The sequence below is a fragment of the Tsuneonella suprasediminis genome, assembly GCF_003605755.1.
In the GTDB taxonomy this organism is placed as follows: Bacteria; Pseudomonadota; Alphaproteobacteria; order Sphingomonadales; family Sphingomonadaceae; genus Tsuneonella; species Tsuneonella suprasediminis.
In genome coordinates this window covers 283,585-300,980 of record NZ_RAHJ01000019.1, presented here as the reverse complement: position 1 = coordinate 300,980, position 17,396 = coordinate 283,585, and the positions used below count along the sequence as shown (strand labels likewise).

The 17,396-nt window shown below is 60.4% G+C and carries 16 protein-coding genes; 7 read left to right on the top strand and 9 right to left on the bottom strand.

All coding sequences use genetic code 11. The annotated features are described in order from the left end of the window. Positions 1-8 precede the first annotated feature (8 nt). On the bottom strand, positions 9-1,157 hold the full coding sequence (locus D6858_RS11320) for a bifunctional 2-C-methyl-D-erythritol 4-phosphate cytidylyltransferase/2-C-methyl-D-erythritol 2,4-cyclodiphosphate synthase (protein WP_120110282.1): 1,149 nt from the start codon (positions 1,155-1,157) through the stop codon (positions 9-11). A 72-nt stretch (positions 1,158-1,229) separates the two neighbouring features. On the opposite strand from D6858_RS11320, the gene dusB reads away from it, so the two are divergent. The 7 genes from dusB to hflX all read left to right on the top strand — a co-directional run bounded on the left by dusB (position 1,230) and on the right by hflX (position 10,473). After that, the gene (gene dusB / locus D6858_RS11315; RefSeq protein ID WP_120110278.1) at positions 1,230-2,246 is read left to right on the top strand and encodes a tRNA dihydrouridine synthase DusB; all 1,017 of its coding nucleotides are present in this window, start codon (positions 1,230-1,232) and stop codon (positions 2,244-2,246) included. After that, a complete protein-coding gene (locus D6858_RS11310; protein ID WP_225081501.1) occupies positions 2,243-3,307 on the top strand; it encodes a two-component system sensor histidine kinase NtrB in 1,065 nt (354 codons plus the stop codon). Before dusB ends, D6858_RS11310 begins: the two co-directional genes overlap by 4 nt. Positions 3,308-3,319: 12 nt before the next feature. Further along, positions 3,320-4,729 (top strand): sigma-54-dependent transcriptional regulator, encoded by a 1,410-nt coding sequence (locus tag D6858_RS11305; RefSeq protein WP_120110747.1) that lies wholly within the window; start codon positions 3,320-3,322, stop codon positions 4,727-4,729. A 96-nt stretch (positions 4,730-4,825) separates the two neighbouring features. Then, complete coding sequence (locus tag D6858_RS11300; protein ID WP_120110270.1) at positions 4,826-7,039, top strand: sensor histidine kinase; 2,214 nt, start codon at positions 4,826-4,828, stop codon at positions 7,037-7,039. Between the two features lie 22 nt (positions 7,040-7,061). Beyond that, positions 7,062-8,438 carry a nitrogen assimilation response regulator NtrX gene (gene ntrX / locus D6858_RS11295; RefSeq protein ID WP_102154091.1) on the top strand — a complete coding sequence of 459 codons (1,377 nt, stop codon included), beginning with the start codon at positions 7,062-7,064 and terminating at the stop codon, positions 8,436-8,438. A 167-nt stretch (positions 8,439-8,605) separates the two neighbouring features. After that, positions 8,606-9,154, top strand: a complete 549-nt coding sequence (gene hfq / locus D6858_RS11290; RefSeq protein WP_120110745.1) for an RNA chaperone Hfq — start codon at positions 8,606-8,608, stop codon at positions 9,152-9,154. A 17-nt stretch (positions 9,155-9,171) separates the two neighbouring features. Next, entirely contained in the window at positions 9,172-10,473 is a 1,302-nt protein-coding gene (hflX, locus tag D6858_RS11285) for a GTPase HflX (protein WP_120110266.1), read from the top strand. A gap of 10 nt (positions 10,474-10,483) precedes the next feature. Here hflX and mazG read toward each other — a convergent pair whose 3' ends face one another. From mazG to D6858_RS11250, 8 genes are all read right to left on the bottom strand, one after another. After that, complete coding sequence (gene mazG / locus D6858_RS11280) at positions 10,484-11,239, bottom strand: nucleoside triphosphate pyrophosphohydrolase (protein WP_120110263.1); 756 nt, start codon at positions 11,237-11,239, stop codon at positions 10,484-10,486. 100 nt (positions 11,240-11,339) lie between these two features. After that, entirely contained in the window at positions 11,340-11,510 is a 171-nt protein-coding gene (locus D6858_RS15870) for a hypothetical protein (RefSeq protein WP_165859697.1), read from the bottom strand. Next, on the bottom strand, positions 11,507-12,274 hold the full coding sequence (locus tag D6858_RS11275) for an MBL fold metallo-hydrolase (RefSeq protein ID WP_120110259.1): 768 nt from the start codon (positions 12,272-12,274) through the stop codon (positions 11,507-11,509). Before D6858_RS11275 ends, D6858_RS15870 begins: the two co-directional genes overlap by 4 nt. Then, positions 12,271-13,044, bottom strand: coding sequence for a TatD family hydrolase (locus D6858_RS11270; RefSeq protein WP_120110255.1), 774 nt, complete (start codon positions 13,042-13,044; stop codon positions 12,271-12,273). Before D6858_RS11270 ends, D6858_RS11275 begins: the two co-directional genes overlap by 4 nt. After that, a complete protein-coding gene (metG, locus tag D6858_RS11265; RefSeq protein ID WP_120110251.1) occupies positions 13,044-14,606 on the bottom strand; it encodes a methionine--tRNA ligase in 1,563 nt (520 codons plus the stop codon). The genes D6858_RS11270 and metG overlap by 1 nt, the downstream gene beginning before the upstream one ends. Further along, complete coding sequence (locus D6858_RS11260; RefSeq protein ID WP_120110247.1) at positions 14,599-15,561, bottom strand: DNA polymerase III subunit delta'; 963 nt, start codon at positions 15,559-15,561, stop codon at positions 14,599-14,601. Before D6858_RS11260 ends, metG begins: the two co-directional genes overlap by 8 nt. After that, complete coding sequence (gene tmk / locus D6858_RS11255; RefSeq protein ID WP_120110243.1) at positions 15,558-16,196, bottom strand: dTMP kinase; 639 nt, start codon at positions 16,194-16,196, stop codon at positions 15,558-15,560. Before tmk ends, D6858_RS11260 begins: the two co-directional genes overlap by 4 nt. Continuing rightward, complete coding sequence (locus tag D6858_RS11250) at positions 16,196-17,395, bottom strand: D-alanyl-D-alanine carboxypeptidase family protein (protein WP_276308690.1); 1,200 nt, start codon at positions 17,393-17,395, stop codon at positions 16,196-16,198. The genes tmk and D6858_RS11250 overlap by 1 nt, the downstream gene beginning before the upstream one ends. Position 17,396: the final 1 nt, after the last annotated feature.

The following is a 17,396-nucleotide window of genomic DNA, read 5'->3' as shown; positions in this document are numbered from 1 at the left end:
CACAGGCTCTAAAAAGCCAAAACTGTCGCGACTGCTTGCACAGCGATTCCTTCGCTGCGACCTGTAAAGCCAAGCCGCTCAGTCGTTGTGGCCTTTACACTTATCAGGCTGGCTTCCACGCCCGCAATTTCCGCAAGCTTGTCTCGCATGGCAAGGCGGTGTGGCCCGATTTTCGGTTCTTCGCAAATCAGCGTAAGATCGATGTTGCCGATCCGGTATCCGGCCGCAGCAACCTGCTCGACAGCGTGTTCGACAAAGCGGGAGGAAGGCGCGCCCTGCCATTGCGGATCGCTTGGTGGGAAATGGGAGCCAATATCGCCGGCACCAACAGCCCCTAGCAAGGCGTCGACAACAGCATGGAGCGCCACATCGGCATCGCTGTGCCCGGCCAGCCCTCTAATATGCGGTATCTGTATGCCGCACAGCCACAGATCCTCGCCGTCGACCAGCCGGTGTACGTCGAATCCTGTGCCGGTACGCACGGGGGGAGGTGCGCTTAAAAAATCTTCGGCAAAGGTCAATTTGGCCAATCTTTCATCCCCTTTGACCAAGCGGACCGTTCCACCATTGGCACGCAAAACCTGTGCGTCATCCCCGGCAGTGGGTTCTCCTTGCCAAGATGCATGGGCATCGAGAATATCGAGGTAGCGGAATGCCTGCGGAGTCTGCACCCGACGGAGCACGTCGCGATCCGCCGTACCAGCCATTGTCCGGCCTTCATCGACAACCAGGCTGTCCACCACCGGCAGAACCGGAATCGCACCGGGATGATCCGCTATTTCCTGTAAAAGCCATTCGATGACGGGGCGCTGTAAGTCGGGGCGCGCAGCATCATGGATCAGAACGCGCTCTGGATTGTCAGGTCTTAAAGCCTGAAGGCCCGCGGCAACTGACTCCTGTCGCGTGGTATCGCCCGAAACGAGACGATAACCATCAAGGCCGCGCAGCGCATCTTCCGCCAGAGCTTCGCAATCGGGCGGGATCACGACAATAACCGGCGCAGCCCCGTTGGCGAGAAAAGCTTCAACCGAATGCCGTACGACGGGTTTGCCTCGCCATAAAACAAACTGTTTGGGAATTGGCTGGCCGGCACGATGGCCTTTTCCGGCGGCAACCACGATCGCCGCATATGAGGGGAGGGGGGCAGCTTCGGCCATCACTCATCGCGCTAACGCCTTGCACGCAAATGGGCAATCCACTATGCGCTGCCTAAATTTTAGGCACGCCATATGACGAATGCTCCACCTCCTTTAACGCTTAAACCGATTCAGGTCGGGTCGGTGACAATTGAATCCCCTGTCGTCCTTGCTCCGATGACGGGTGTGACCGACTTGCCTTTTCGCGCTCTGGTGCGTCGGTACGGTTCTGGCCTTAACGTGACCGAAATGATCGCAAGCGAGGCGGCGATCCGCGAAACACGCCAGTCGATTCAAAAGGCAGCCTGGGCGCCTATCGAAGATCCCGTTTCCATGCAGCTTGTCGGTTGCGACCCTTATTCAATGGGCGAAGCCGCGAAGCTTCAGGAAGATAGTGGTGCGGCGATCATCGATATCAACTTCGGTTGTCCGGTTCGAAAAGTTGTCGGCCAGCTCGCCGGATCTGCGCTGATGCGGGAAGTGCCGCTTGCCACCCGCCTGATGGAGGCGACCGTCAAGGCAGTCGATGTCCCTGTGACGGTCAAGATGCGGATGGGGTGGGATCATAACAGCCTCAACGCACCCGAACTCGCCCGGATTGCCGAAGATCTGGGCGTGAAGATGATAACGGTTCACGGGCGCACGCGGAACCAGATGTATAAGGGCAGCGCCGACTGGGCTTTCGTGAAAAAGGTGAAGCAGGCGGTTTCAATCCCGGTCATCGTGAACGGCGATATTTGCACCATCGAGGATGCTGACAGGGCCTTGCGGCAATCGGGCGCCGATGGCGTGATGATCGGGCGCGGAGCCTATGGCAAACCGTGGCTGCTGGGGCAGATAATGCATTGGCTCCGCACAGGAGAGGCGCTTGCGGCCCCCGATCTGGTGGAACAGCACGGGGTACTGCGAGAGCATTATGATGCCATGCTCGAACATTACGGAGATGATGTCGGCGTAAAAATGGCTCGTAAGCATCTGGGATGGTACACGAAAGGGTTGCACGGGTCGGCTGAATTCCGCAACAAAGTCAACTTCATCGACGATCCCAAGCAAGTGCGTAGCGAGATCGACCGGTTCTACGAACCTTTCTTCGAACGCAGAGCGGCATGACACCGCCTATGGCGCCGCCTCCAAGCTTGCGTTCGCAGGTCAACGGGCTGGTGTTTGCAATGTTCTTGCTGGACCCGGATATGCAGATTGCCGAGGCAAATCCCGCAGCGGAAGATATGCTTGGGCAGAGCGCGCGGCGGCTGGTTGGCAAACCGATATACGATGTCCTGACAATTCCCGACCCGCGGGTTGCTTCTCATGCGCGGCAGCCGGAGGGGCGACTGGTTGCGCGAAGCGTGGCGATTTCGACTGCGACGGGGGAAAGGCGAGTCAATCTGACGCTGTCCCCGCTGGTCGCGCATAAGGGGTGGCGCGTGCTAACCCTTTCAGATTCCGGGCAAGATGACATGGGGGAGGACGATCCACGCGAAGCGGGTTTGCGTGCGCCCGCGGTGCTGGCGCATGAGATCAAAAACCCGCTGGCGGCGATCCGGGGGGCGGGGCAGTTGCTGGCCCGGAAACTCGATCCGAAGGACCGCCCGCTGGCCAATGTGATATCGAACGAAGTCGATCGCATCGCGTCATTAATCGATAGAATGCAAAGACTTGGCAGCGCATCTTCAGAGCCCAACGCCCCGTTGAATCTGCATATCGCCATCCGCAACGCGCTTTCGACGGTACGGGCGGCGGATCGCACCGCTGTTCCCATTCGCGAAGAGTTCGATCCATCGTTGCCGGCCGTGATGGGCAATGAAGATGCGCTGGAACAAGTAGTTATCAATCTTGTCAGCAATGCGTGCGATGCCTGTGCCGCAACCGATCACCCACAGGTTATCGTCCGTACGCGTTACATAAGTGGTTTAATTTTCAACGCAATTCGCCCCGGAAGGTCTGTCAGGCTGCCAATTGAACTGACAATCACCGATAACGGCCCCGGAATTGATCCGAAACTGCGCGAATTCGTGTTCGAACCGTTCGTTACCTCCAAAAAGAGCGGGCAGGGGCTCGGTCTGGCTCTGGTGCGAAGGCTTGTGCGGGACATGGAAGGCCGCATTACGCACGAGCGGGACGAGCGTGAGGGCCTCACTCATTTCCGCGTCCATCTTCCGGTCGCCAGGTAAAGGGTCTTGCACGTGGGACAGAAAATTCTGCTGGTCGAAGACGACGCCTCGATCGCCACCGTGATTACTGCCGCGCTGGAAGAAGAGGGCTTCGCCGTCGATCGTACTGAGAGCATCGTCGGGCGCGATCGGTTGCTGGCGCAGCACCGCTATGCTGCGATGCTGACCGATGTGGTGCTGGAAGATGGCGATGGCATCGCCAGCCTCGATCCGGCGCGTACCGACAATCCCGACTTGCCGATCATCGTGCTGTCGGCGCAAAACACGCTCGATACCGCCGTGCGTGCAACGGACATTGCCGCCTTCGAATATTTTCCCAAGCCGTTCGACCTCGATGAACTCGTCCATGCGGTGAAGCAGGCCGCCCGGCAATCGGGGGTTCTGAACACGCCTGACGCCAGCGAGCAGGACGGGGGCCTGCCGCTGGTCGGGCGCAGTCAGGCGATGCAGGGCGTCTATCGCATGATTACCCGCGTTCTGCGGAACGATCTGACCGTTCTGGTGCTGGGCGAGTCGGGTACGGGCAAGGAGCTGGTGGCAGAGGCCATTCATCAGCTTGGCCATCGCAAATCGGGGCCATTTATCGCGGTCAACGCCGCTGCGATCCCGCACGAGCTGATCGAAAGCGAGCTGTTCGGTCACGAGAAAGGCGCGTTCACCGGCGCGGTCAGTCAGGCCATCGGCAAGTTCGAGCAGGCGAATGGCGGTACGCTGTTCCTCGACGAAATCGGTGACATGCCGCTGGAGGCGCAGACGCGTTTGCTGCGGGCGCTGCAATCGGGCGCCATCCGGCGGGTCGGCGGGCGTCAGGAGATTGCGACCGATGTTCGCATCGTCGCAGCGACCAATCGCGACCTGGAGCCGATGATCGCCGCCGGTCGCTTCCGCGAAGACCTGTATTACCGGCTGAACGTGGTTCCGATCACTCTGCCGCCGTTGAGAGAGCGGCGGGACGATATTCCCGCGCTGGTCAATCACTTCCTCGCGCAAGCTGCGGCAGAGGGGCTTGCCCGCCACAAGATCGACGATGACGCGCTGGCCCGGTTGAGCCGGTTCGGGTGGCCGGGAAATGTCCGGGAACTGAAGAACGCCGTCTATCGGCTCGCTCTGATGGCACGGAACGAGGAGATCGATAGCGAAACGGTCCTGTCCGTCCTGGGCGAACCGCGAGAGGCAACTCCGGTGAATGCGGAATCGGGTTTCGCCACGGTGCTGGGCGACTGGTTGCGGTCGACCGAATTGCCCTCTGGCACGCTCTATCATGCGGCGGTTGCCGAAATCGAACGGCCTTTGTTCGAACATGTCCTGTCGCAGACCGGCGGCAATCAGGTTCAGGCCGCGAGAATCCTCGGTATCAACCGCAATACTCTGCGAAAACGGCTGACCGATCTGGCCATCGATCCCGACACTTGCGGCGACTGACAGGGCGTTGAGAGGCACGCGGCCGGGCGAGAATCCGGCCCCTACCAGCGAAAACTTCTTGCAAAATTGCAACAGTGCTATTGTAAGCGAGCAACGATGGCCGATTTGCCAGCTTACACTTCCCAGAAAAGTCCGCGCTGGCGGCGACGGCTGCTTGTCGCGGCGGGCCGCGCGAACCTGTTCGGAATTCTGGAAATTATCGCCGCGCTGGCGACTATCGCGATGGTCTGGGTCGACTGGCTGACGTTCTCGCAGGCACCCGAATCCAATCAGGCACCGCCCATCGGCAACGTCGCGCTGCTGCTGATCGCAACACTGATCCCGGCGATGGCGCTGCTGGTCCTGTTGGGCAGGCGGCTGGCATTGCGACGCGCGGCGGGTGGCACCGCGCAGATGCATGTGCGGCTGGTGTTCTTCTTCTCGCTGATCGCCGCTGTGCCGACCTTGTTGGTCGCCGGTTTTGCCGCGGTTCTGTTCCAGTCGGGGGTGGATTTCTGGTTTTCCGATAATTCGCGCGGCCTGATGCAGAATGCCGATGCTCTGGCGCGGGGGTATTACGAACAGAACCAGCTGCAAGTGGCGAACAACACCGTCACAATGGCATCGGATATCCGCTATTATCTCGAAAGCCTGAAATTGACCGACCCGGATTTCGCGGACGCCTATATCCTTCAGGTACAGGGGCGCGAACTGAACGAATCCGCTATCCTCCAGCGAATGCCCGACGGTTCGTTACGCACCGCGGCGATTGCCGGTCTGCAACCCGATAACGAACCGCAGAAACTGGCCAAGATCGCGCTGCCCCGCCTCGAAAAGGGGGAGCCGGTGGTGGTGCGCGGCAACCCGACCCGGATAGAGGCGATGGTTCCGGTCGATCTGAAAGCCGGGATTTTCCTCTACAACGCGCGCAATACGCAGGCGCTGGCATTCAGCCAGTGGCGCCACGCGCAGGCAGTGGCAACCGGTTATGACGCGTTGACCAAGCGGGCGCAGACGATCCAGTTGCGGTTCAATCTGGCGCTGTTTTTCGTCAGTCTGTTTCTGGTGGGGCTGGCGGTGTGGTTTGCCTTGCGGATCGCGGACCGTCAGGTGAAGCCGCTGACGCGACTGGTCGATGCTGCCGAAAAGGTCGGCGCGGGCAATTTCGCCATGCGGGTGGAAGGGCGCACCGGGACCGATGAAATCGGGATGCTCAACCGGGCATTCAACCGGATGACATCGCAGCTTGAAAAGCAGACCGACGCGCTGGTGTCCGCCAATCGCCAGCTCGACGAACGCCGGGCATTTATCGAAGCGGTGTTGGAATCGATCACTGCCGGGATCGTCACGGTGGACGATAATGCGCGCATCCTGCTGATGAACAGTTCGGCCAAGGCGCTGTTGCTGAACGGCGAAACGGGCGAGGGCACGCCCTTGTCGCTCGACGAAGTGGCCCCGCAAATGGCGGCCCTGATCGAAGCGCGTCTGGCGAGCGGGATCGTCAGCTATAACAAGAATGGCGATCTGCTGACGCTGGCGGTGAAAGTGGCCGAAGCGCCCGAAGGGCGGGTGATTACGTTCGAAGATATCACGCGCCAGCTGCTCGATCAGCGGCAGGCCGCATGGTCGGATGTGGCGCGGCGGATCGCGCACGAAATCAAGAACCCGCTTACTCCGATCCAGCTTGCGACCGAACGGCTCAAGCGGCGTTACCGCAAGCAGATCGAAACCGATGGCGAACTGTTCGATGAACTGACCAGCACGATCGTTCGTCAGGTGGGCGATTTGCGGAAAATGGTGGACGAATTCTCCAGCTTCGCGCGCTTGCCCAAGCCGGTGTTCCGTTCCGAAGACGCGCTCGATCTGGTGCGCCAGTCTCTGTTCCTGCAGGAAGTGGGGCACCCGGAGATTACCTATTCGCTGTCGAGCCAGCCCGAAGGGCCGATGCAGGCAGCGTGCGACCGGCATCAGCTTGGCCAGGCGATGACCAACGTACTCAAGAACGCGGCAGAGGCGGTGGACGCTCGCGCCCGTTCGGCAGAGCCGGATTACCGGGGCCGGATCGCCGTCGATGTGACCGCCACCGACGATCGGATCACGATCGTCGTTACAGATAACGGCGTCGGTCTGCCGCAGGATCGGGAACGGATCGTCGAACCTTACGTCACTACGCGTGACAAGGGCACCGGTCTCGGCCTCGCCATCGTCAACAAGATTGTCGAGGAACACGGCGGAGAGATGACATTCTCCAGTGTGCCCGGCGGCGGCACGGCGGTGACCATGCGCTTCGTGCGCGATCCGCGCATATCCGGGCCGGCGGAAGAAGAATGATAAGATTTAAGGAGACTGCGTCATGGCGCTCGACATTCTGATCGTCGACGACGAACGCGATATCCGCGAACTGGTCGCGGGCGTATTGAGCGACGAAGGCTACGAATGCCGCACTGCGGGCGACAGCACCAGCGCGCTCAAGGCCGTGGACGAACGGCGGCCCAGCCTCGTCCTGCTCGACGTGTGGCTCCACGGCAGCCCGATGGACGGGCTGGAAGTGCTCGACGAAATCAAGAAGCGCGAACCCGAACTGCCGGTGCTGATTTTCTCCGGCCACGGCAATATCGACACCGCCGTCAGCGCGGTGAGCCGGGGCGCGGTGGATTTCATCGAAAAGCCGTTCGAAGCGGAAAAGCTGCTGCTGCTGGTTCAGCGTGCGACCGAAACCGAACGACTGCGGCGTGAGAATACACGGCTGCGTCAGGGATTTTCGCGCGGAGAGGAATTTACAGGCAATTCGTCTGCCATCAACGTCGTCCGCGCGACATTGAAGCGCGTGGCGGGAACTGGCAGCCGCGTGCTTATCAGCGGCCCTGCCGGCGCAGGGAAGGAAGTCGCCGCCCGGCTGCTGCATTCATGGAGCACGCGGTCGGATGGCGCATTCGTCATCGTCAATTCCGCCCGCATCACGCCGGAACGGTTCGAGCAGGAGCTTTTCGGAGAGGAGAGCGATGGCAAGCTGGTCAGGCCGGGATTGCTGGAAATGGCGGACGGCGGCACGCTCTATCTGGACGAAGTGGCCGACATGCCGCTTTCGACCCAGGCCCGCATCCTCCGCGTTCTGACTGAGCAGAGCTTTGTTCGGGTCGGTGGCAACCGCCAGATCGGTGTCGACGTGAGAGTGGTGTCCTCCACCTCACGCGATCTGCAACAGGAAATGGAGGAGAAGCGTTTTCGGGAGGATCTGTTCTACCGCCTCAATGTCGTGCCGGTCGCGATCCCTTCGCTGGCGGAGCGCCGCGACGATATCCCTGCGTTGGCGGAACATTTCTTCACCCGCTACGCCGCCGAACAGGGGATCGATCCGCCCGACATCAGCGAAGAAGCGATTGCCGCGCTGCAGGCGTATGACTGGCCGGGCAATGTCCGCCAGCTTCGCAATGTGGTCGAGCGCACGATCATCCTCACCCCGCGCGAAGATTTCCGCACGGTGGAGGCAGAGATGCTGCCAAGCGAGGTGTCGGGCGGGAAGCTGGGTGGTGGGGGCAGCCTCGGCACGCTGATGGGCCTTCCGCTGCGCGATGCGCGCGAGAGTTTCGAACGCGAATATCTCACCATTCAGATCCGCCGGTTTTCAGGCAATATCTCGAAAACGGCGACCTTTATCGGGATGGAGCGCTCTGCATTGCACCGTAAACTCAAGCTTCTCGGCCTGACGGACCGGCGCGGCGAGGAGTAGCGGGCGACCGGCTGCGCGGATTGCGGGAACGCCGTGGCAGCAAAACGGTTGGCATTTGCAGCCGGATCGTCATAATCGTTCGCGATACATCGGCTTTGCCCGGAATCCGGGCCGGCCAGATCGCGCCTTTCCATCGGGACAGGCGCCAAAAAGAAGGAGATAAGATAATGACAACCTCCCGCACATTGAGCGCGCGACCACGGCCCCCCAAGGCACCCGAACCGGCGCCGGAGCCGCAGGGCAAGCAGACCAGCTTGCAGGATGCCTTCCTCAATCACCTGCGGAAGAGCAAAATCCCCGTGACCATGTTTCTGGTTAAAGGTGTGAAACTTCAAGGCATTGTCACGTGGTTCGATAATTTTTCGATCCTGCTGCGTCGCGACGGCCAGTCTCAGCTGGTGTACAAACACGCGATTTCGACCATCATGCCAAGCACGCCGATCGATGCCAGCCAGTACGCCAGTCAGGATACCAACCGTAAGCAACGCCTGTTGCAGGACGTGTTCCTGGGCCGCGTGCGCGAGGCGGAAGTTCAGGTGACGATGTTCCTCGTCAATGGCGTGATGTTGCAGGGGGTGATTGCCGCTTACGATCTGTTCTGCGTTATGCTCGAACGCGAAGGTTATGTGCAGCTGGCATACAAACACGCTGTCTCGACCGTCCAGCCCGCAACCGCGGTGGACCTGTCGGAAGAGTGGGAAGGCGACGAAGACTGAGCTTCGATGACGACCTGATGGGCGAGGTGTCGCGCGGTGCGCGCGCCCTCGTCGTGTGCCCCGACATTCGCGGCCGCCACCACGATCTCGATGCAGAGGCGCGGTTGGAGGAGGCATGCGGGCTTGCTCTCGCCATCGGCATTGTCGTGGCGGAAGGTTTCGTGCTGCCTGTGCGCGATGTGAAGCCGGGCACGCTGTTTGGTTCGGGCCAGGTCGATTCGATCCTGACCAAATGCGAACTGGAACAGGCGGAACTGGTTGTTATCGACGGCGCGCTCAGCCCGATCCAGCAGCGCAATCTGGAAGACAAGCTGAAGCGGAAAGTGATCGACCGGACGGGCCTGATCCTCGAAATCTTTGGCGAACGTGCCGCCACGGCGGAGGGGCGATTGCAGGTCGAGCTTGCCCACCTCGATTATCAGCAAAGCCGCCTTGTCCGTTCGTGGACCCACCTCGAACGGCAGCGCGGGGGCTTCGGCTTTCTGGGCGGGCCGGGTGAGACCCAGATCGAGGCCGACCGGCGGATGATCCGCCAGCGCATGTCGCGGCTGCGGAAAGAGCTGGAATCGGTCCGCCGCACCCGTGCATTGCATCGCGATCGGCGGGGCAGGGCACCTTGGCCCGTGATCGCGCTGGTGGGCTACACCAATGCCGGGAAATCTACCTTATTCAATAAGTTGACCGGGTCCGACGTCATGGCGGAAGACCTGCTTTTCGCCACGCTCGACCCGACCATGCGCGCCATCAGTCTGCCGGGTGTTGAAAAGGCGATCCTGTCTGACACCGTCGGGTTCATTTCCGATTTGCCGACCCAGCTCGTCGCCGCGTTCCGGGCCACGCTGGAAGAGGTAACCGGGGCCGACCTGATCCTGCACGTGCGCGACATCGCCAATCCATCCTCCGCCGCCCAAAAAACACAAGTGCTGGAAGTGCTGGCCGATCTGGGCGTTACCGAAAACGAGAGCGGGGAAGGGGCCATCCCCATTATGGAGGTGTGGAACAAGGTCGATCTGCTGCCACCGGACGACGCGGCAGAATTACGCGCGGTGGCAGAAGACGATCCGATGGTGCAGGCGATCTCCGCAGTAACCGGGGAGGGTGTCGACGATCTTCTAACCCGGCTTGGCGAAGTCCTCACTGCCGGTGCGCGGGTCCATGAACTGGTCATTCCGGCCAGTGCGGGACGCCGGATCGCCTGGCTTCATGCCCATGGCGAAGTGTTGAGCGAAGTTGATGCCGGCAATGGCCCGCAAGGTCCGTTGCGGCGATTGACAGTGCGGCTCAACCCCAAAGAATTTGGCCAGTTTGAAACGCTTTAAGCTGCGAACTTCATCCGCGTTCTGCGCGTTTGACTTCCTGCCATAAGGCTTCTTGCTGATCGAGAGAGAGGCTGTCGAACTGCCCCTCTGCCAGATATTCCATCGCCCGATATCGTCGTTCGAACTTGGCATTTGCCGCGCGAAGCGCCTCTTCCGCGCCGATGCCATACGATCGCACCAGATTGACGGCCGCGAACAGCAAATCGCCCGCTTCCTCAACCTGCTCTTCCTCCGGCGCGGCGGTCAGTTCGTCGATTTCCTCGTGCAGCTTTGCCCGCGGGCCATCGTGGTCGGGCCAGTCGAACCCGTGGCGGGCCGCGCGTTTCTGCAATTTTTCCGCGCGGAGCAATGCGGGAAGGGCACGTGCCACACCGTCCATCGCGCTGGTTGCGCCATCGGATTGCCGCTCCGCCGCCTTGATGTCTTCCCAGCGGCGCTCGCTCATCTGGCCGGTTTCCTCGCCAAAGATATGCGGATGGCGCGCCTCCATTTTGTCACAGATAGCGCGAGCGACATCCTCGAACGCGAAATGGCCGGCTTCTTCGGCCATCCGACTGTGGAATACGACCTGAAACAGCAAATCGCCCAGTTCGCCGCGCAGTTCATCGAACGCCTCACGCTCGATCGCGTCGGAAACTTCGTAAGCTTCTTCGATCGTGTATGGCGAGATCGTGGCAAACGTCTGCGCCCGATCCCAGTCGCAACCGCGCACCGGATCGCGCAGGGTCGCCATAATCGAGAGGAGGCGGCTGATCTGATCGGTCACGGTTCTGTCGATACCCTACAGCTATTGGCGTGATAATATATATTATGTTAAATGAGAAGTCGCGCCGAACGAGGTTTCACGCCCTGACGGCCCCTCTCGCTCATCCCATCGCCAGCGAGAACACCAGTCCCACTGCCACGAAAATACCGGCCCATAGCAATGCCATTCGCACGCTTTCCCGCCAGTTGAGCCGATAAGATGCAAATGCGCTGCCAGCCAGGATCAGCCAGCCGAACAGCGCCACCAGTTGAATCCAGCTTCCTTCGGTCACAGCACAATCTCCAGACCATCGTAACCAACGGTGACATTATCTGGCACTTCGTCACACAGCGTCGCGTAATCCATGCTTTTATCGAGATGAGTCAGCACAGTTTGCCCGGCGCCGCAGCGTTCGGCCAGTTCCAGCGCCATCGCCAGATGAGCATGTGTCGGATGCGGCTGGCGGCGCAGGCAATCGCAGACCAGCAAATCAACGCCCTGAAACATTTCCACTACGCCGTCGACAATCTCGCTGAAGTCCGTGGCGTAACCGATTGTTTTACCGTCCGCATCGAATAAATAGGCCGTCGATTGAGCGGGCCCGTGCGGCATCTGGCACCATTCGACGCCAAACCCGGCGCACATCCGCAGCCGGTCGAGCGGCTCCAGTTCGACAATCGTGTGATAGCCATGCTGGCCTGCGAACACATATCCGAACCGCTGGCGCAACCGCCGCGCGGTTTCGTCGGCCGCAAAGCCAGCCAGCGGTCCGCCACGGCCATAGCGCAACGCCCGCAGATCATCGATGCCGTGACAATGATCGGCGTGATCGTGCGTCCAGAACACCGCATCGAGAGAGTCGATTTCGTGTGCGAGCAACTGCGCCCGCAAATCGGTCGAGGTATCGACCAGAAGCCGTTTGCCGGCATTGTTTTCGACCATGATCGAAACGCGGGTGCGGCGGTTGCGCGGCTCGTCAGGGTCACAGGCGCCCCAGTCATTCCCGACCCGTGGCACACCGGTTGATGTGCCGGAACCGAGCATCAGCAGCTTCACAGCGACTTCCTGAACAACGCGTGGAAATTCTCTGTCGTCCGCTCAGCCAGTTGGTCGAGCGTTTCCCCGCGCAATGTCGCGACAAATGCAGCGGTGTCGCGCACGAACGCTGGCTCACACGGTTTGCCACGATGCGGGATCGGCGCCAGAAATGGGCTGTCGGTTTCCACCAGCATGCGTTCACCGGGGAGTTTTGCTGCAATTTCCTGTAGTTCGCGGGCGTTCCTGAACGTCACAATACCAGACAGCGATATTGTCAGACCCAGATCGAGCACGATCCGGGCAAATTCCGCCGACGCAGTGAAGCAATGGATCAGCGCGGGAAAAGCCCCCCGCTCCATCTCGTCCTTCAGAATGGCTGCTGTGTCTTCCTCTGCATCGCGGGTATGGATAATCAGGGGCAGCCCGGTTTCACGCGCTACGCCGATATGCATCCGGAACAGCGCCTGCTGCACCTGCCGGTCGGATTTATCGTAGTAGTAATCCAACCCCGTTTCACCAATGCCGATCACTCTGGCATTGTTGGTGGCGGCCCGCAGTACTTCTCGCCCCAGATCGGCATGGCCATCGGCCTCGTGCGGGTGGATGCCGACGCTGGCCCACACGTCGCTTTCGCGCTCTGCGGTGGCGACCACCCGGCCCCATTCGCTCTGACGAGTGGAGATATTCAGAAAGCCGCCAACCCCCGCAGCCCTCGCCCGTTCCAGCGCCGCCTGCTGATCGTCCACCAGTCCTTCGTATTCGAGATGGCAATGGCTATCGATCAACATCAATCGGTGGCTTCTTCAGGCAATTCGAGGCGTGGGAACACCGGATTCGGTTTGGCCACAACATGCCCCGATGCAACCAATGCGTTGTACCAGCCTTCGTCGTGCATATCGGCAGATCCCGCCTGCCCTTCCGCAACCCCGAGCTGCCGGAGCACAGCGTCGGCCCTAGTCGGGATAACCGGGCGGATCGCCAGTGCCAGATCGCGGATGGCGATATACAGCGTTTGCAGGACGACCTTCATCCGCTCGGGGTCGGTCTTCCGCAGAGTCCACGGAGCTTGTTCGTCGACATATTGGTTGCAGGCGTACACCGCGCGCAACCAGTTCTCTATCCCAACCGAAAACGCCAGTCTCTCGAAAGCATGTGGCAAGCCCTGACGGCAGGCATCCTGCACGATCGTCAGCAACGCCTTATCCTCACCGGCGGTTTCAAACCGTTCAAGTATGCCGTCCATATTCTTGTTAATCATGGACAAAGTGCGCTGAACCAGATTGCCGAAGCTATTCGCAAGTTCGGCATTGGTTTTGGTAATAATCGCTTCCGGGGAATAGCTGCCATCTTGCCCGAAGTTCACTTCGCGCATGAAGAAATAGCGCAGCGTATCCACGCCGAACTGATCCGCCAATGCCAGCGGATCGGTCACGTTGCCGAGCGATTTCGATTCCTTCTGTCCGCGGTTAAGCAGGAAGCCGTGGCCAAACACTTTCTGTGGCAATGGCAGGCCCGCACTCAACAGAAATGCAGGCCAATAGACCGTGTGGAACCGGACAATGTCCTTACCGATAAGGTGAAGGCTGGCAGGCCAGAACTTGCGGTAATTCTCAGTATCTTCGGGATAGCCGAGGCCAGTGATGTAATTGGTCAGCGCATCGACCCACACATACATCACATGGGTGTCGCTGCCGGGGACTTTAACCCCCCAGTCGAAGCTCGTCCGGCTGACAGAAAGATCACGCAAGCCACCAGAAACAAAAGCAATCATTTCATTCCGGCGGCTGTCCGGCTGAATGAAATCCGGATTGTCGCGGTACAGCGCCAGCAGAGGTTCCTGATATTTCGACAGGCGGAAGAACCACGATTCTTCCACTGTCCATTCAACCGGGGTTCCTTGCGGAGAAAGGCGCTCGCCCCCTTCCCCGTCAACCAGCTCGCTTTCATCGTAATAGGCTTCGTCGCGGACCGAGTACCAGCCCTCGTACCGATCAAGATAGAGATCGCCATTCGCCTCCATCGCGCGCCAGAGCGCCTGGCACGAACGATGGTGATCCGCTTCCACGGTGCGGATAAAGCGATCGTACTTTACATTAAGAGCATCGCACATCTGCTGGAAATAGCCCGACATTTCGTCGGCCAGTTCACGCGGTGTGCGGCCTTGCTCTTCCGCCTTGCGGGCCATTTTCAGGCCGTGTTCGTCCGTCCCGGTCTGAAACCGGACGTCCTTCCCCTGCTGACGTTGAAAGCGTGCGATGACATCCGCGGCAATCGCCTCGTATGCATGGCCAATATGCGGCCGCCCGTTGGGGTAGCTGATCGCGGTGGTGATATAGAATGGTTCAGACATTGGTCCGCTCGCTAGCCCCGGCAGCCCCGGCGAGCAAGCCGCCGATATGCATCACCAGTAATCCGGGGTCGAAATTATAGGTCGGCACTTGCCCGGCAAGCCGGACAATCTCCGCATGGGCATCGGCAATGGCCGGTAACGCCAGCGGTGGTGCATCGTTCGCCTGCGCCGCAATCGTCGCGCGGGCAAGATCGAGCACCGCTGCGATCCGGGCGCGATCCGGGCGCGATCCGATTTCACCGGCCAACTGACCACGCAAGGAGAAGTCGCGATCGCCATTCCGGGCAATCTGCTGCATCAGCGCATTGAGCTTACCGAGATCCTGCGCGACAAATTCCAGAGCCGCCCCCGGCGATCCTGCGGCAGCCGCGATTGCGGCTTCGCGGGTGTGCGGATCGCTATCGGGCATTTTTTCCGCCAGCAGTCGCCCGATCGCTGCGTCGTCGAGTGCGGGAAAGCGTAACAGTCTGCACCGCGAACGGATTGTTGGCAGCAATCGCGCAGGCCGATGCGCGATCAGCAGGAAGAAGGTGCCAGCCGGTGGTTCTTCCAGACTTTTCAGCAGGGCGTTGGCAGAGCCTTTCTCCAGATCATCGGCCGGATCGATAATGATTGCCCGCCTGTTGCCGAGCGTGGGCCGGGTTACCAAGCGCGACTGCATCTGGCGGATCTGATCCACCGCGATGTTGCGCTTCGCCTCGTAAGGCTTGCCCTCTTCGCGCTTACGTTCCTCTTTTTCGTCTTTTGGCAAGTTCGTCAGAACGATTATGTCGGGATGCGGCCCGTCGGGTTGCGGGATGCCTGGCTCTGCCACCAGCTTGCGCGCGGCGGCCATGGCGAAGGCCATTTTGCCCAGCCCCTTCTTGCCCGCCAACAGCCATGCGTGGTGCATCCGGGTGCCATCCAGCGCCTCGTCCCATTCATGCCACGCAGCTTCATGACCGATCAGCGTCATTGGCTTCGTTCGATCAGAGGTTCGATTACAGAGAGGATTCGTGCGTGGACTTCATCCGGGGAGGCCGAGCCATCGATAATCGCGAACGCATCGGGATTTTCCGCTGCAATCCGGCCAAAGGTTTCGGCCACCGCTGCATGATAGGCAATGCTGCGCCCGCCGATGGCATCGCTCCGGTCACCGTCGCGGACCTTTAGCCGACGTGTCACCGCAGCCGGATCGACGGTGAGCAAAATGGTGATATCGGGCGTCAGGCCACCACTGCCGATCTTGTGTAGCGTTTTCACCGCCTCGTCACCGATGCCCCCTGCCCCTCCCTGATAGGCGCGACTGGAATCGACAAACCGATCGCATATCACCCACTTGCCCGCATCCAGCGCGGGGCGGATCAATCGCGCGACATGATCGGACCGGGCCGCGGCAAATAGCAAAGCCTCCGCCTCCGCCTTCCACCCTTCGCCGGGGGGATGCAGCAGCAGTTCACGGATTGCTTCTGCGCCGGGCGTGCCACCCGGCTCCCGCGTCAGCACGACATCTGTCCCGCGCGATATCATCGCGTCGGCCAACAGACGGGCCTGAGTGGACTTACCCGCCCCCTCCCCGCCTTCCAAAGCTATGAAGCAGCCGCGCGTCATCACAGAATTCCCGCTATTCCGTTCGTCAGGCGATCAAGCAGGTTTGCTTGCGCGACATCGTCGCGGGCGGTCAACGGAACACGCGACGTGGGCATTCCGGCAGCCTCTATAACAAGTTCGGCAACCGGTTCCCCGGCACGGATCGGAGCACGCAAAGGCCCTTCGTAACGGATCGACAGTTTTATATCTGGACGCGTTCCCTGCGGCATCGCCGCGCTGATCGCCTGAGGCGCAACCAGCGCCACGTGGCGGCTATCGCCATCCTGCACAGCAGCCTCCCCGACTACACTGCCTTTGGCGAACAACGGCTGGCTGCCAAATGCTTCGAAACCCCATTCGATCAGGCTGCGCGCTGCTTCGTTTCGGGCGCGCCCGGTTGGAGAGCCTGCGACAACCATGATCAGCCGCCGCCCGTCACGCTCCGCGCTTCCCAAAAAGCCATAGCCCGCCTGATTGGTGAAACCGGTTTTGATCCCATCGGCACCGGGCACCACACCGGTGATCGGATCGTGATTGACCTGCTCAAACCCATTAAATCGCAGGCGCCTATGGCCAAAGTACCGGCGATAGAGATCGGGATGATCGAGGATTAGCGCGGCGCCCAGAGTCACCAGATCGTGTGCCGTCACGAATGTCTGACCATCGTCCATCCATCCATTGGGACGGCCATAATGGCTGTCTTTCATCCCGATCCTGCGAGCGGCCGCATTCATCATAGCCACCCACTTTTCCGTGCTGCCGGCAAGTCCCTCTGCCAGAACGACAGAGCCATCGTTGGCCGAAACCGTAGTGATGCCGTGCAATAGCTGATCGACGGTAACCCTTTGATGTTCCTTGAGGAACATGGTCGATCCCACTGCATGCCAGTGTTTGTATGCATCGCTGCTCATCATCACTGTCTGGCCAGGATCGATCTTGCCCGAATCGATCATTTCGAACGCGACGAATACTGTCATCACTTTGGTGATAGATGCCGGAACGAACCGTCGGTCCGGGTCACGCGAAAAGAGGGTCTGGCCTGATGACAGATCCACCAGAAGAGCGATCGGCGCATCGGTAGGAGAGGGTGGCGATGCAATTCCTGTTTCGTGCAATACGGGGTTTGCCGGGGGAACGGCAGGCGTTGCCGACGTGCCCGTCAACCAGACGAAGGCTGCGGCCAATAAAGAAAAGCAAGCTTTCAAGCGAACTCCCGCCACC